Consider the following 14023-nt stretch of genomic DNA (forward strand, 5'->3'; position numbering starts at 1 on the left):
CGCAAGAAGAGGGCGAGGACATCGAGGTTCTGGAAATGCCGCTCGACGAGGCGCTGGCCGGCATCGCCGATGGCCGTATCGTCGACGCCAAGACCATCATCTTGATCCAGCATCTGAAGCTCAATCCGATGCCTGCCTGAACGGCGCCGGTCCTCCTTCGCCAGGGCTTTCGGGTGGCCCGCCACCCGAAGCTCGAAGGGTGGTGCGGATGAAGGGACTCGAACCCCCACGCCTTTCGGCACTGGAACCTAAATCCAGGGCGTCTACCAGTTCCGCCACATCCGCATGGACCGGCAATCCCATGTGGCCATCATTCTGTCAATGTCAGAGACAAGATGTGGCCCAGCGACAAGATGTGGGGCAGGCCCCGAATGCTGGTTATCGGCTGGGATGCGAAGACTGTTGAAAATTGGCCTCGCCTGTGACAAAAGGCGTGTCAAATGTGACGGGACGCGACGATCCGCTTCTGCAGAATGTGATAAGAAGTAGGAAAAACAAGAACTTATTCACATTTTGGAACGCAGTTTGGGAGAGTTTGAGCCGGGTTTTCGGTCAAATCGCCAGGTTCCGTACCAAAAGCCATTCCCGGCAAGAATATACCGGCAGGCTGTGAACGGCAGAGGCCGTGGCAGTCTCATTGGTGAAAACAAAGGTTTTACGATGCAGGTCACCGAAACGCTCAACTCCGGTCTCAAGCGAGAGATCAAGATCACCGTGCCGGCCGGTGACATGGAAGCCAAGCTGATGGCGCGGCTTTCGGATGCCCGCAACAAGGTCCGCATCAACGGCTTCCGTCCAGGCAAGGTGCCGGTGCAGCACCTGCGCAAGGTCTACGGCAAGTCGTTCATGGCCGAAGTGGTCAACGAAATCCTCAACGATTCGACCCGTTCGATCATTACCGGGCGTGGTGAAAAGGCTGCCATGCAGCCTGAAGTCATCATGACCGAGGACGAGAAGGAAGCCGAGAAGATCCTGGCCGGCGGCGCCGACTTCGAATTCCGCCTCAACTACGAGATCATCCCGGCGATCGAGATCAAGGACTTGTCCGACATCAAGGTGACGCGCCAGGTATTCGACGTGCCTGATGCCGAGATCGACGAGCAGGTCCAGCGCGTTGCCGAATCGGCGCGCAGCTACGAGCCGAAGACCGGCAAGGCCGCCAATGGCGACCGTGTCACCATCGACTATGTCGGCAAGATCGACGGCGAGGCCTTCAATGGCGGCGCCGGCACCGATCAGCCGCTGGTGCTAGGCTCGAAGGAATTCATCCCCGGCTTCGAGGATCAGCTTGTCGGCGCCAAGGCCGGTGAGGAAAAGCAGGTCACCGTGACTTTCCCGGAAAACTACCAGGCGGCGCATCTGGCCGGCAAGGAAGCGACCTTCGATGTCACCGTCAAGGAAGTGTCCCAGCCCGGCGCGCTGGAAATCAACGACGAGACCGCCAAGAATCTCGGCCTGGAGTCGCTGGAGCGCCTGCGCGACGTCGTGCGCGGCCAGATCGAGAACCAGTTCGGCGCCATGACGCGCCAGAAGGTCAAGCGCCAGCTGCTCGACCAGCTCGATGCGGCTTATTCGTTCGAGGCGCCGTCGAAGCTCGTCGACGCCGAGTTCAACAACATCTGGGCGCAGGTCAATCGTGATCTGGAAGCAGCCGGACGCACCTTCGCCGACGAAGAGACGACGGAAGAAGAGGCGCGCGCCGAGTATCTGCGGCTTGCCGAGCGCCGCGTGCGCCTCGGGCTGGTGCTGGCTGAAATCGGCGAGAAGGCCGGCGTGACCGTATCGGACGAAGAGCTGCAGCGCGGCCTGTTCGAGCAGGTGCGGCGCTATCCAGGAAACCAGCAGCAGGAAGTCTTCGAGTTCTACCGCAACAACCCGGAAGCGTTGAACACGCTGCGGGCGCCGATGTTCGAGGAAAAGGTGGTCGACCATCTGCTCGGTCAGATTTCGGTCACCGACGTCAAGGTCAGCAAGGAAGAGCTGATGGCCGACGACGAAGAGGACGAGACCGCCGTCAAGGCGAAGCCGGCGAAGAAAGCCGCCGCCAAGAAGGCCGACGCCAAGACGGCCGACGACGCGGAAGAGCCCAAGAAGAAGGCCGCGCCGAAGAAGAAGGCCGCCGAATAACACCAGCGCTCCGCTGAAACAGGAAGGCCGCCCTCGAGGCGGCCTTTTTCGTTGCCAAACTGCAACAGCCGCCATGCTTCGCGAGCGACGGCCTGTGGCGACCAAGCTTTGATCATTATCTGCGCTTCTATTGCAAGCCGCTTGGTTGTTGGAGGGCGTGTTGAGACTGGTCGTCGAATTGGGACACGCTTCGGCAATCGCGCTGATCCTTATCTCGGTCTGCGGCATTGCCCAGGCCGGCACGGTGCCTGACAACTGGCGCTTCGGCACGAATGAAGACGGCCTCGTGACGGCCTCGCTCTACGCCACCAACAAGCTGATCACCGGCGGCGGTGCCTTGAGCTACAGCCCGATCCTGACGATTGCCTGCCGGGCAAACGGCGAGCCGCATTGGACTGAATGGCTGCAACTGAACGACGCTGTTTCGGCCAGCCGCAAGATCACCATGTCGATTACGGTCGATCAGGAGAGCAAGTTCGACGAAAGCTGGTCGGTCGGGCCGCGCGGCCGGATGCTGGTGCGCGATGGCGCCGATGGCATCAGACGCCTTGTCGCCGCGAACCGGCTGCAGCTTTCGTGGCGGTTCGGGCTGCTGGCGGGGCGCGGCGAGGCCGATTTCGACCTCGCCGGGTTCGGCGAAGCGGTCAGCCAGGTTGCCGGAAACTGCAACCCCGATCCGCCGTGAACGACCGTGAGGCGAAGGCGGCAACGGCCGAGCTCGCCGTTCCCGGTGATGCTGATCGGCTTCAAACCTTTGTTCTAATACATGTCGTTGCCTCAAAAACGCACTTTGGGGCGACATCATCAAACGGCGTTGCTGACCCAGCGGAGCACGTTGGTCCAAAGCCGCGCATAGCCGGGCCATTCGACAAAACTGTTCGGCAGCCAGTGCGGTCCGATGTCCGACGTCCAGACCAGCGTGCGCCCTTCGCCGTGGCGCCCGGTGACCAGCAGGGGATGGCCGCCCTGGTCCTGCGGCAGCCGCGCCAGAACCTCGACATCGTCGCGATCGCGGGCGACGACCTCGTTGGCACCGAGCAGCAGCGGCCATTCGCCCTCAATGCCGGCAAAAAGCGGATGGTCTCTTGAGCCAGTGATCTCGGGACGAAAGCCCTCCGGAATTTCGAGACGGTCATCATTGGGAAGGCAGGTCACCGGCAGCGCCTCCTCGACCGCCGTGCGATGCCAGCGCGCCTTGCCGTCAATGCCTTGGAAGCTGAAGTAACCGCCGATCATGATCAGGCCGCCGCCGGCCAGCGTCCAGTCGCGCAGGAGCTTGAGCCGGTTCGGCACTGTCTTGCCGTGCAGCCAGACATCGGGATGAAGCAGCAGCGAGTTTGCGCCAATGTCGGACAGGATGATCGTCCTGTATTGCGACAGCCCTTCCATGGTGAAAGGCAGCTTCTCGACGGCCTCATGAGCGGGCATGTAGTCGAGATCGAATTCGCTGTCCTTCAAGGCGTCGACCAGGGGCGTTGCCCCGAGATGGAAGGTGACGCTGCCGAACTGGTCGAACCCCTTGTAGTGGGTCGCCGAACTCACCCAGCTTTCGCCGACAAGAAGGACTTTTGTTTTCGCCATGATCATACTCTCCTGATTCCGCCAGTCGCTTGTTCTAGCCGGCTTCGCCCGCCCCGATCTCTGGGATCGCGTGGTCGGGGTCGGCCGGCGTTGGCGCCGGCCCTGCCATCTCAGATCAGCAGCAGGCCCTTCATGCTGGCATATCCCTTCCGCCCGATGATGATGTGGTCGTGCACCGCGATGCCCAGCCGCTTGCCCGCGTCGATGATCTCCTTCGTCATCTCGATGTCGGCGCGCGATGGCGTCGGGTCGCCTGACGGGTGATTGTGGACCAGGATAATGGCAGTCGCCGAGAGTTCGAGCGCCCGCTTGATCACTTCTCGCGGGTAGACAGGCGTGTGGTCGACAGTACCCGTCTGCTGCACCTCGTCGGCGATCAGCGCGTTCTTTTTGTCGAGGAACAGGATGCGGAACTGCTCGCGCGCCTCGAAGGCCATTGCTGAGCGGCAATAGTCGAGGAGCTGCTGCCAGGACGAGAGGATCTCGCGGCCGTGGACCTCGCCGCGTGCCATGCGCTGCGCCGTTGCGGCGAGGATTTTCAGGTCGAGTGCCACCGCAGGGCCGATGCCCTTGACCTCCTGCAGCAGGCCCACCGGGGCGCCAAGCACTTCGGCCAGCGTGCCGAAGCGTGCCAGCAGCGCCTTGGCCGCCGGTTTGGTGTCGGCACGAGGGATCAGGCGAAAGAGCAGAAGTTCCAGAAGTTCGTAATCGGGCAGGGCATCCGGACCCGCCAGGGCAAAGCGCTCGCGCAAGCGGTCGCGATGGCCGAGGTAATGCGGCTTTTCGTCGAGCGTCGCCTTGGCTTTCGCAGCAGGCCGCATCGGCGCTTCGGAGAAGAAACTCCGCTCGTCATCGTCGCTTGTGTTCCCCATACCCCGCCCACATTGCTCCGGCACAGACATTAGAGCTGTTCTGGCCTGGATTGAAACAGTTCCGTTCTCCGATCGCGAGACGATCCACGGCAGATCGTGGCAGCCCACTGTCAGCCTAGGGCCTCCCTATACGGCAAGATGAAACCACGATTGCGCAACAAAACTTAACATCACTTAACGCATGCGGCCACTTTCACCTGACATGGTGACGCCACCGGAGGCTCTTTGCCTCGCTATACTGGAGCACGCATGTTCGCCAAAATTGACTCTGGACTATTTGCCGGCCGGGCATCTCTTGCGGTCATGGCAATCCTGCTTTCAGCCCATTCGGACGGCGCGCTGGCGGCAGATGCCATTGCGGTGAATTCCGATGATTTTACCCTGCCGCCCGAGCCTTCCCGTTTCGGGCGCTTCGAACAGAAACTGTCCGACTGGCACGTCGTGCTCGGCGGCGGCGCCATCATCGTCCCCAAATACGAGGGCAGCAATGAATTCAAGATCATGCCGGTGCCTTTCGTCACGGCGACATTCCTCGACACGGTGACGATCGATCCGACTGGTGCCAACATTGCCGTTTATGAACAAGGACCGTTCGCCTTCAGCGCGCGGCTTGGCTATGAGATGGGCCGCAAGGAAGACGACTCCGACCATCTGCGCGGCTTGGGGGATGTCGACATGGGCGCGACGGTCGGCGTGAAGGCAGCGGCGAAGTTCGGTCCGGCCGAAATATTCGCGCAGCTGGACAAGACCATCGGCGGCAGCGATGGCCTGGAGGGCAGGGTGGGGATCGAGGTGACCCGGCCTCTGTCTCAATCGTTGATGATCGGCGCCAGCGCGTCCGCCGTGTTCGCCGACGAAAACTACATGCAGGCCTATTTTGGCGTCACGCCCGAGCAATCGGCTCGCTCGGGGCTGGCGCGCTATGATGCCGGCGCCGGTTTGAAGCGCGCCGATTTTTCGATTTCCGCCACATATATGCTCGACGAGAACTGGATGGTGCGCGGCGAAGCGGGGGTCGGCGTTCTCTTGGGTGACGCTGCCGACAGCCCCGTCGTCGTCGAAAAGATCCAGCCTTCAGGGATGCTTCTCGTCGGATATCGGTTCTGACGCCTACCCAGGGCACCAAATGCAAGCTGGACAAGCTCCGGAATGGCACAGCAACGGCACCAAAGCGATTTGAGCGCCGAATCCAGGTCGGCAAGGCAAGGTTCGCGCATCCTCATTGTCGAAGACGATCTGGAGATCGCGCGCATGCTGGGCGACACGCTCACCGACAACGGCATGACCGTGGAAATTGCCGAGAGCGGCGTCCAGATGAATGCCGCGCTTCGCACCCAGAAATTCGATCTCATCGTGCTCGATGTCATGTTGCCGGGCGAAAACGGTCTCAACATCTGCCGCCGCCTTCGTGCCGCAACCAACATTCCGATCCTGATGCTGACCGCGCTCGGCGAGGAAATCGACCGCATCTTCGGGCTGGAAATCGGCGCGGACGACTATGTGACGAAACCGTTCAGCGCGCGTGAACTGACGGCCAGGATACGGGCGCTGCTGCGCCGTACAGCCTATGATCCCGACGAGCGGGACTGGTCGAAGGTGCTTCGTTTCAACGGCTGGCGCCTTGATCCCATACGCCGGCAATTGCATGACCCCAACAATGCGCGGGTGACGACCACGACGCATGAATTCGACCTGTTGCTTGCGTTTTGCCGCAACGCAGGCCGGGTTCTCTCGCGCGAGGAACTTCTGGGCGTAACCCATGCCGGGCTCGCGGGGCCGATCGAGCGTAGCGTCGATGTCCATATCAGTCGAATCCGCAGGAAGATCGAAAAGGATGCGCGCGATCCGGTGCTTTTGAGGACCGTTCGGTTGGGTGGCTACATCTTCACCGCGACGGTGGAGGAAGCATGAGGGATTTCATCCGCCGTTTCTTGCCACAGTCCGTGCGTGGGCAGTTTGTGGCAATCATTTTCATCGCGGTGATCGTGATCATGTTCGTCGGTTCGGTCGTCGAGAGTTTCATAGAGAACGCCGATCTTCCCGCCGCGGAAGATAACGCCAGGCGTGCGGCCGTTGTTGCTGCCTTGTTGCAAGAAACGCCGGCGCAGGCGCGTGGCGCAATTCTGGCGACAGCAAAGCGGGCCGGCTTTGATTTCGAGATATTGCCCAAGGACCGGATAACCGGCATTGCCCAATCCTATCTGCAATGGCGAAGTGTCGAATGGCTTTTGCGTATCGACAGGGGGACGGTTGAGGGACGCTGGATAAGGGTCGGCGGCCGATACGCGTTTGTCATCGACCTCGACCAGCAGGACGTCCTGGCCCATTTCGGCATGCCCGATTCCTGGCTGACATCGGGCCTCGTCCGTGCCTCGTTCTATAGGTTCATGGCTTTCGTTGCCTTGCCCGTGCTGATCTGGCTGTTTGCGGTTTGGGCCGTGACTGATCCGTTGAAGCGCATCTCGGCGGCAGTCGGTTCGGCCGAGATCGAGAATGGCGACCAGCTCTTCGTCGAACACGGCTCCATTGAAATGGTGGGGTTGGCGCGCGCCCTGAACAGGATGAGGACGCGTATCCGCACGATGATCGAAAACCGCACGCGCATGTTGCGCAGCGTCAGTCATGATCTGCGCACGCCTTTGACGCGGCTGCGGCTTCGCGCCGAGCGCATGGATGATGGCCCAATCCGAACCGCAATCCTGTCCGATGTCCAGCACATCGAAATCTTGATCGATGAGACCCTTACCTACCTGCGCAACGATGTTTCGACGGAGAAGCTGCAGCGCGCCGATATTGCCAGCGTTCTGCAAACCGTCTGCGCCGAATTCTCTGATGTCGGATTTCCTGTCTCATATTCCGGGCCGGACCGGCTTCTGGGCTGGTGCAAGCCCAATGCATTGGCGCGTGCGATCGCCAATCTTTGCGACAACGGGGTCAAATTCGCTGGCAATGTCACTGTCGCCTTGACAGCGACCGGCACGGCGGCGCGCATCACGGTAGGGGACGACGGGCCGGGTATTCCGATGACGGCACGTGCCCGTGTTTTCGAACCATTCTTCAAGGAAGATGCGTCGCGCGGCATTGCGTCGAAGCATGGCTTCGGTCTGGGCCTCTCGATCGTTGCCGACATCGTCCAGGGGCACGGCGGTAGGATCGAATTGGAGGACAACCAGCCCAGCGGACTGGTCGTTACCATCGACCTGCCGAATGCCGCGGATGTGCAGTCGGCATAGACGGCCTCCCGCCGGGTAAGGTGCGCTCTAAGCCGGCAGGCCGGGGCGATCGAGCTTTTTGGGCGACAGCGTGAAAATCTCGCACCCTGTGTCGGTCACGCCGATCGTGTGCTCGTACTGCGCCGACAGCGAGCGGTCGCGCGTCACCGCGGTCCAGCCGTCCGACAGAACCTTCACGTGCGGCCGGCCCAGATTGATCATCGGCTCGATGGTGAAGATCATGCCTGGCCGCATCTCGACGCCTTCATTGGCGCTGCCGTAATGCAGGATGTTCGGCGCGTCATGGAACAACTGGCCGACGCCGTGGCCGCAGAAGTCGCGCACCACCGAGCAGCGCTCGCCTTCGGCAAAGGTCTGGATGGCGGCGCCGATGGCGCCGGTGCGGGCGCCCGGCCTGACCGCCGCAATGCCGCGCATCAGGCATTCATGCGTGACTTCGAGCAGCCGCTCGGCGGCGCGCTTGATCGTGCCGACCGGATACATGCGCGAAGAATCGCCGTGCCAGCCGTCGAGGATGTAGGTGACGTCGATGTTGACGATGTCGCCATCCTTGAGCGGCTTGTTGTCGGGAATGCCATGGCAGACGACATGGTTGATCGAGGTGCAGGATGATTTCGTGTAGCCGCGATAGTTGAGCGTCGCCGGCAGCGCGCCGTGGTCCATGCCGAATTCGAAGACGAAGCGGTCTATTGCTTCGGTGGTGACGCCGGGCTGGACCATCGGCACCAGCTCATCGAGGCAGCGCGCGGTGAGATCGCATGCCTTGCGCATGCCGGCAAAGCCGTCCTCGCCATAGAGGCGGATCTGGCCGGTATTTCTGAGCGGGGCCGTGGCAGCGTCGAGATAGGTGACCATTTTGTCCGTGTAGCGGGTAGGGCCCTGCAGGAGAGCCGACGTGAAGATCTCCCCAGATTTGGCACTTGAGGGCAAAAGGTTCAAGGAAGAACTGCCCGATGCACCCGCACAGTTCGAGATATTCGCCTTGCATGGGCGGTTCAGCGACCCAAGTGACGACACATTTCTGGGCCAAAAGCCGGTCAAAGCAACTTTTGACGACGAACGGCGTTGCTGCGGTGGCGCCAGTTCGGGAGACAGGAAATGGACAGACTGCAATTCGAGGTGCCGGTGCGCATAGCGCCCGCGCCCGGCCTGCCGGTCGAGGAGATCTACGGGGTCGAACAGGCGCTCGATTTTCTCCAGGACTGGCCTGCGCGCCGTCAGGGCCCGATCTACCAGAAAGCCTTCAACGCCTGCTTTGGGGCCACGGTAGACGTGGTCAAGACCGAGGATGCTTGCCGGGCGTTCATGGCGTTTTGCCGGGCCAGCGGACTGATGGCCAGGGACATGATGACGCCGCGCAAGCGCGGCGGTGAGGCGAGGGCGCTCCAGGCCTGAGGGCCGCCGCCGTTTCGCCTGCCCCCCACTGCAACCAATGAAGCGCGTTTGACGCACAGGCGATGTCGCGAGCGTATCGTTGCGTCCCCGCACCCACGTCAGCGCCGTTAAGCTTCCGTTTCCACCTTCCCGGCTACGCCATTGCTTGTTGGCAATGGTTGATTCGTTGCGTCAGTCTCATGGTTCGGAAGATGTCCCCAGAAAAAATCCGTGCATTCCCGATCGACCGTCAGGTATTCTTGGTCAGAGAGGTTGCCGCCAAGCTCGGCAATCTGCATGGCGAGCCCGCCACCTCGTTCTGGAGGGCCAAGGCGTCGGAGTTGCTCGATCTCGTCGTCGGATCGGGCAGGGACAGAACGGCAGCCGGCGACGAAGTGCGCAGGTTCTTCCTGGCCGTACAAAGAGAGATGTCGGCCGGGGTGGTTGCGGAGCCGATGCCGATTCTTTCCGCTTGAAGAAATCCTGCACAGCTTTGGCTTCCCACTGCATTCTCCAATAGTGCGAGCAGCAATATATCGGTGTTTGCTGCCTTCGACGGCAAGTTCGCTGATCGGGTGCGAACCCATGGCTGCCTATCGCAGGCGGATGCTCTAGGACATCGATGCTCTCTCTCGCCGCCTCCCGCTGGCCCTAGCCCTTCTCGCTTGCCAGGAAGTGCGCTCGCGCGTTGATCAGCCAGCGAAGCACTTCTTTTTTGAAGCCAATGGACCACTGCTCAAAAATGCACCGAACTTTTTAGCCATTCGTTCATTTATGCGTGCTTTCTAATCTAAGCCATGGCCTTGAATAGCTTCACCCGTGTTCGGCTTGTAATGGACGCCATGCGCCGGAGCACGGGCGCAAATGTCGCCACCATTTTTGCCCTCACCTTGCCGGTCGTTGTCGGCGCTGCGGGCTTCGGCGTCGAGACCTCCTATTGGTACTACAACAGCCTGAGATTGCAGGCGACGGCCGATGCAGCCGCCTATGCCGGAGCGCTCGAACAGATTTCGGGTTCCGACAAGCCGACGATCGTCGCGGCTGCGACCCAGTCCGCGGCGTCGAACGGGCTGGGCTCGGGCACGATCGTCGTCAATACGCCGCCCGCGTCCGGACCGAATACGGCGAAAAAAGCGGTCGAGGTGATCGTCGGCCAGAAGCTCGACCGGATGTTCACCCTGATCTTCACACAGGAAAAGGTTCCCGAACAGGCGAGGGCGGTGGCCGTTATTACCGATGCCTCGAGTGCTTGCATGCTCGCGCTCGATCCGTCCGCGTCGCAGGCGGTGCTGTTTTCCGGCAGCACCAGCGTTAAGCTCACCGGCTGCTCGGTCATGTCCAATTCCATCGCCTCCGACGCCATCAAGCTTCAGGGCGCGGCCGGTCTGCAGGCCGATTGCCTGATATCGGCGGGCGGTGTCTCTCTCAGCAATCCCGTCACCACCGTCTGCGCGGCCCCGATCACCCAGGCACTGCCCGCCGGCGATCCCTTTGTCGACCTGCCGGCCCCGGTGGCCGCGACCCCCTGCCTGAACGACAACAAGGCGACGCTCGGTCCAGGCACCTATTGCAGCGGCATGAACCTGAAGGGCAACGTCACGCTTTCGCCCGGCGTTTATGTCGTCCAGGGCAATCTCAAGATAAACGCCAACGCGGCCATCACCGGCGCCGGGGTGACCATCTTCATGTCCGGCAGCTCGACCGTCAGCATGAATGGCAATGCGTCCGTGAAGCTCAGCGCGGCGACTTCGGGCACCTACTCAGGCGTTCTGTTCTACGGCGACAGGACCGGCATGAGTGCATCCAGCACATTCAACGGCACAGCGGACTCGCTTTTGACCGGGGCCATCTATTTCCCCAAGCAGCAAGTGAGCTATCTTGGCAACTTCTCGGGCAATGGCGGCTGCACCAGGGTCGTCGCAAATACGATTCAATGGTCCGGTAATTCAACCATCAATCAGGATTGCTCGAGCCTCGGAGTGCCCAACATTCCAGCCGCGCGGTCCGTGGCACTGTCCGAGTAGCTCCGTGGGGCGCCGGTCGATGCCGATCCTCGGCGATGATTCGGGCGTTGCGGCAGTCGAGTTCGCGATGGTGCTGCCCATTCTGTGCCTGGTGCTGCTTGGTATTCTGGACGGCTGGTCCTACATAACGAGTTCACTGTCGATGCGCGCCGGTGTGAAGACGGCCGCGAACCTGGTCATGAGCGGATCGACCGATGATGCGGCGACCCAGGCCCTTGCCATTGCGAGCTGGGAAAATCGGCCGGAAGACGGCCAGGTCACGCTAAGCCACATCCGTATGTGCGGGACGACCGTGGTCGACGCTTCCACCATGTGCAGTGGGCCGAAGGTGCCGTCGATCTATGTCCAGATACAGGCATCGGGCACCTGGGTGCCGCCAATTGCCTTCGGCGCCTTTGCCGCTCCCACCGTCATAGGTCACCAGGAGATGATCCGTGTCCGCTAGGGTAAGCGCGTTGCGGCGGGATCGATCGGGCGGGGCCGGGCTGGAGTTCGCGCTGATCGCCCCCTTCCTTGTCATGCTGCTGTTCGGAATATTCGCCTTTGGCTGGTCGATGCACTCGGTCTCCAGTGTTCGCTATACGCTGGAGACGTCAGCGCGCTCGCTGCAGCTTAAGAACACGCTGACCCAAGCCGACATTCAATCGATCGCCACGCAGAAATTGCAGGCCTTGGGGTTCAAGGACGTGAACGTCACGATCGCCATCGACCCGGTGAGCGGTGGCTTCCGCATGGCGCATCTGACCGCCGCCTATGCCTTCGTCATCGACTTCCCCTACTTCAGTTCCTTCCCGATCAACTACGCGACAACCGTTACCGTGCCGCTGCTTGGCAGCGGCTAGGCTGTGGCCTGATAGCCTCGCGCGCTGGGGCTCTGCTTACTTGTACGCCTTGAGCGTGATCAGCCCACCGAGAATGGCTATAGCTATCAGGATCAGCGCCCACGACACGATGTTGTGCGACAGACGCCTCCGTCGGCCGCGCAGGGCGCGGTCGCGCCAGCGTTTGGCCTGATCAGCTCCTATGTTTAGTTTATCCATGCCCTTCTCCCCACGAGCAGAATGCGACTCATGCCGGCTGGTGTCCAGATGGCACCGGTTTGGCGGTCGTGGCGCAAGCTTGGCACTCGGCCTGCTTTTTATGGCACGGGGCTAGCTAATATATTCGTTAGTGCTAATATTAAGATTACGTTACGTCATGTTCGACCATCTGTCGGGTGCAATGTGGGGGTTCCAATGAGAGTGGCTGTATTGTGCGCGGCTGTTGTTTTCGCTGCGACCGGTGTCGCTGTTGCCAAGGAAAAGAAGGCGGCGGTCAGTGACGCTGCCGCCTTGTGTTCCACGAAACCGTCGACCAAGAAGCCCGTTGCAAATCTGGACTGCGGTTTCACCGGAACCGCCAAATCGGAAGACAGCGGCGCAAAGGCAGAGCCGCGTCTCGGATACGACTCCAATCCGTGGATCATAACAGGCTTTTGACTTTGCACTGTCGGATGCCGGTTGAAGCGCTGAAGAGGGTCGTCTTGAGCGGCGCGCGACCCGTTCTCATGTAGGCTCCCGCACGCAAACCAGGCAAATAAATACGGACTTGCCACTCGGGGCTTCGCCCCGTTGTCGCAATGCCGTGAAAGCCCAACTCGACCGTGCAATAAAAAGCCCGCCACGGGGGCGACCTGCGGCGGGCTCTTGGAGCGGCTACATCCCTTAGGAATCGACCACTTTGTAGCAGGATTATGACCCGTATGGCCGCGTTGGCCTATGGTGTGATCGCGGAAGACTGCGCGTCAGTTGAAGAGAGCAGCAGAGAGCCAAGCGAAATTGCCGACATTGGGAGGGAGGTTTGCGCCAAACGCAAATTTTTCTGGTACGCCCAAGGGGAATCGAACCCCTGTTACCGCCGTGAAAGGGCGGTGTCCTAACCGCTAGACGATGGGCGCGCTCAGACGAAGCGGCTTATACTGGCGTTGTGCGCAACCGGCAACCCGTCAGGTGCCACCTTGGACAACTTTTTTCCAGGCCTGCCAAATCAACGGTTTGCCGAGGGTTGGCAGGCTTTGACGATTAGCGGCGACACCCATCGTTTCGTCATCCACGGGCGGAGCAAGGAGCGCTCCGTCGCGAAGACCCGAGGATGACGAAGTTGGGGACGCTTCGGCCTATCTCGAATGTTCAGGAGGCTGGAACGATATTGCCGGAACGGCCTTGGCGGCTGACAGGCGTAGGCCGTCAAATAGCGCTACTAGCCGTCACCGCCGCTGCGCCGGCGGCAGCGCCAGTTCCAGTCGCGCTCGGGACCGACGTCGACGTGAACCGATTCTGTGTGGCAGTATGTGCCGACACCGCCGCGACCGGGCATGCTTCTGATGTAGCTCGCCAGTTCCCATTTCGAAACGCCGGGAACCTGGATGTCGGCGGCGGCGCAATACATGTGCAGCGAATTCTTGGCGCCGTTGGCGCGCCGATTGCGGGCCGGGTCGCGATAGCCTGACGTCACCGTCATCTTGCGGCCGTAGTGGCCTTCGATCGTCTTCAGCACGCGCACCAGCGACGGTTTCAGGCAGGCCACATCGACGCTCTCGTTCTGCTTGAGCAGCCCGTTGGGCGCCAGCCGGGCCATGCCGGCGGCGGACGCAACCTGATAGGAGCCGCCCACTGGCCCCTCATCCTCGTTGAGGTCGACGTCGCTTTCGTCATCGAGGCCGGACTTGCGCTTGATCTCGAACAGGGCCGTCTGGCGCACGCCGGGCAGGGCATCGCTGCCGGTGATGTGACCGCTATCGCCACCGAGCGAAGCCAGCTGTACCGGCTTGGCC

At 61.4% G+C, this 14023-nt stretch carries 15 protein-coding genes, 2 tRNA genes and 1 pseudogene; 11 read left to right on the forward strand and 7 right to left on the reverse strand.

The features are described from left to right. Positions 1–140 (forward strand): annotated as a pseudogene (locus EN991_RS40740) (GDP-mannose pyrophosphatase); the annotation flags it as partial. A gap of 60 nt (positions 141–200) precedes the next feature. Here the strand turns inward: EN991_RS40740 and EN991_RS05930 are convergent. Then, a tRNA-Leu gene (locus tag EN991_RS05930) sits at positions 201–285 on the reverse strand. 375 nt (positions 286–660) lie between these two features. Between EN991_RS05930 and tig the strand changes: the two genes are divergently transcribed. Further along, positions 661–2127, forward strand: coding sequence for a trigger factor (gene tig / locus EN991_RS05935; RefSeq protein WP_127368362.1), 1467 nt, complete (start codon positions 661–663; stop codon positions 2125–2127). 160 nt (positions 2128–2287) lie between these two features. Beyond that, complete coding sequence (locus EN991_RS05940; protein WP_127368363.1) at positions 2288–2812, forward strand: hypothetical protein; 525 nt, start codon at positions 2288–2290, stop codon at positions 2810–2812. Between the two features lie 119 nt (positions 2813–2931). Here the strand turns inward: EN991_RS05940 and EN991_RS05945 are convergent, their stop codons facing one another. Together EN991_RS05945 and radC are read right to left on the reverse strand one after the other, a co-directional pair. After that, positions 2932–3708, reverse strand: a complete 777-nt coding sequence (locus EN991_RS05945) for a glutamine amidotransferase (RefSeq protein ID WP_013532007.1) — start codon at positions 3706–3708, stop codon at positions 2932–2934. Positions 3709–3818: 110 nt separating this feature from the next. Then, on the reverse strand, positions 3819–4580 hold the full coding sequence (gene radC / locus EN991_RS05950) for a DNA repair protein RadC (protein ID WP_013532006.1): 762 nt from the start codon (positions 4578–4580) through the stop codon (positions 3819–3821). 249 nt (positions 4581–4829) lie between these two features. Between radC and EN991_RS05955 the strand changes: the two genes are divergently transcribed. Genes EN991_RS05955 through EN991_RS05965 form a run of 3 tightly spaced genes read left to right on the forward strand, consistent with a single transcriptional unit; the run spans position 4830 to position 7813 of the window. Further along, positions 4830–5687 (forward strand): MipA/OmpV family protein, encoded by an 858-nt coding sequence (locus tag EN991_RS05955; protein ID WP_013532005.1) that lies wholly within the window; start codon positions 4830–4832, stop codon positions 5685–5687. Between the two features lie 42 nt (positions 5688–5729). Beyond that, positions 5730–6491: a response regulator transcription factor gene (locus EN991_RS05960; RefSeq protein WP_063167867.1), complete on the forward strand. Its 762-nt coding sequence runs from the start codon at positions 5730–5732 to the stop codon at positions 6489–6491. Next, entirely contained in the window at positions 6488–7813 is a 1326-nt protein-coding gene (locus EN991_RS05965; protein WP_127368364.1) for a HAMP domain-containing sensor histidine kinase, read from the forward strand. Before EN991_RS05960 ends, EN991_RS05965 begins: the two co-directional genes overlap by 4 nt. A gap of 27 nt (positions 7814–7840) precedes the next feature. On the opposite strand, the gene map is transcribed toward EN991_RS05965, so the two are convergent. Continuing rightward, complete coding sequence (map, locus tag EN991_RS05970) at positions 7841–8668, reverse strand: type I methionyl aminopeptidase (protein WP_013532002.1); 828 nt, start codon at positions 8666–8668, stop codon at positions 7841–7843. Between the two features lie 243 nt (positions 8669–8911). Between map and EN991_RS05975 the strand changes: the two genes are divergently transcribed. The 5 genes from EN991_RS05975 (at position 8912) to EN991_RS05995 (ending at position 12053) form a co-directional block, all read left to right on the forward strand. Further along, the gene (locus EN991_RS05975) at positions 8912–9208 is read left to right on the forward strand and encodes a DUF982 domain-containing protein (protein WP_013532001.1); all 297 of its coding nucleotides are present in this window, start codon (positions 8912–8914) and stop codon (positions 9206–9208) included. A 191-nt stretch (positions 9209–9399) separates the two neighbouring features. Next, positions 9400–9663, forward strand: coding sequence for a DUF6074 family protein (locus EN991_RS05980; RefSeq protein ID WP_024505702.1), 264 nt, complete (start codon positions 9400–9402; stop codon positions 9661–9663). A gap of 321 nt (positions 9664–9984) precedes the next feature. Then, positions 9985–11211 (forward strand): pilus assembly protein TadG-related protein, encoded by a 1227-nt coding sequence (locus EN991_RS05985; RefSeq protein WP_063167868.1) that lies wholly within the window; start codon positions 9985–9987, stop codon positions 11209–11211. Positions 11212–11230: 19 nt separating this feature from the next. Beyond that, entirely contained in the window at positions 11231–11656 is a 426-nt protein-coding gene (locus EN991_RS05990; RefSeq protein WP_064995340.1) for a TadE/TadG family type IV pilus assembly protein, read from the forward strand. Next, complete coding sequence (locus EN991_RS05995) at positions 11646–12053, forward strand: TadE/TadG family type IV pilus assembly protein (RefSeq protein ID WP_013531997.1); 408 nt, start codon at positions 11646–11648, stop codon at positions 12051–12053. Before EN991_RS05990 ends, EN991_RS05995 begins: the two co-directional genes overlap by 11 nt. 36 nt (positions 12054–12089) lie before the next feature. Here EN991_RS05995 and EN991_RS06000 read toward each other — a convergent pair whose 3' ends face one another. The 3 genes from EN991_RS06000 to EN991_RS06015 form a co-directional block, all read right to left on the reverse strand. Further along, positions 12090–12251 (reverse strand): hypothetical protein, encoded by a 162-nt coding sequence (locus EN991_RS06000; RefSeq protein ID WP_013531996.1) that lies wholly within the window; start codon positions 12249–12251, stop codon positions 12090–12092. An 821-nt stretch (positions 12252–13072) separates the two neighbouring features. Then, a tRNA-Glu gene (locus EN991_RS06010) sits at positions 13073–13147 on the reverse strand. Positions 13148–13449: 302 nt separating this feature from the next. Next, on the reverse strand, positions 13450–14023 hold a 574-nt coding region (locus EN991_RS06015; protein ID WP_127368365.1), incomplete at its 5' end, for a YcbK family protein.

Origin of the sequence: Mesorhizobium sp. M7A.F.Ca.US.005.03.2.1, from assembly GCF_003997795.1 — a bacterium.
Classification (GTDB): Bacteria; Pseudomonadota; Alphaproteobacteria; order Rhizobiales; family Rhizobiaceae; genus Mesorhizobium; species Mesorhizobium ciceri.

Excerpts from the sequence above, each read along its gene's own strand:
- EN991_RS05980 (WP_024505702.1), top strand. The coding sequence starts at position 9,400 with ATGTCCCCAGAAAAAATCCGTGCATTCCCGATCGACCGTCAGGTATTC.
- tig (WP_127368362.1), top strand. The coding sequence starts at position 661 with ATGCAGGTCACCGAAACGCTCAACTCCGGTCTCAAGCGAGAGATCAAG.
- EN991_RS05965 (WP_127368364.1), top strand. The coding sequence starts at position 6,488 with ATGAGGGATTTCATCCGCCGTTTCTTGCCACAGTCCGTGCGTGGGCAG.
- EN991_RS05985 (WP_063167868.1), top strand. The coding sequence starts at position 9,985 with ATGGCCTTGAATAGCTTCACCCGTGTTCGGCTTGTAATGGACGCCATG.
- EN991_RS05945 (WP_013532007.1), bottom strand. The coding sequence starts at position 3,708 with ATGGCGAAAACAAAAGTCCTTCTTGTCGGCGAAAGCTGGGTGAGTTCG.
- EN991_RS05960 (WP_063167867.1), top strand. The coding sequence starts at position 5,730 with ATGGCACAGCAACGGCACCAAAGCGATTTGAGCGCCGAATCCAGGTCG.
- EN991_RS05975 (WP_013532001.1), top strand. The coding sequence starts at position 8,912 with ATGGACAGACTGCAATTCGAGGTGCCGGTGCGCATAGCGCCCGCGCCC.
- map (WP_013532002.1), bottom strand. The coding sequence starts at position 8,668 with ATGGTCACCTATCTCGACGCTGCCACGGCCCCGCTCAGAAATACCGGC.
- EN991_RS05990 (WP_064995340.1), top strand. The coding sequence starts at position 11,231 with ATGCCGATCCTCGGCGATGATTCGGGCGTTGCGGCAGTCGAGTTCGCG.
- EN991_RS05955 (WP_013532005.1), top strand. The coding sequence starts at position 4,830 with ATGTTCGCCAAAATTGACTCTGGACTATTTGCCGGCCGGGCATCTCTT.
- radC (WP_013532006.1), bottom strand. The coding sequence starts at position 4,580 with ATGGGGAACACAAGCGACGATGACGAGCGGAGTTTCTTCTCCGAAGCG.
- EN991_RS06000 (WP_013531996.1), bottom strand. The coding sequence starts at position 12,251 with ATGGATAAACTAAACATAGGAGCTGATCAGGCCAAACGCTGGCGCGAC.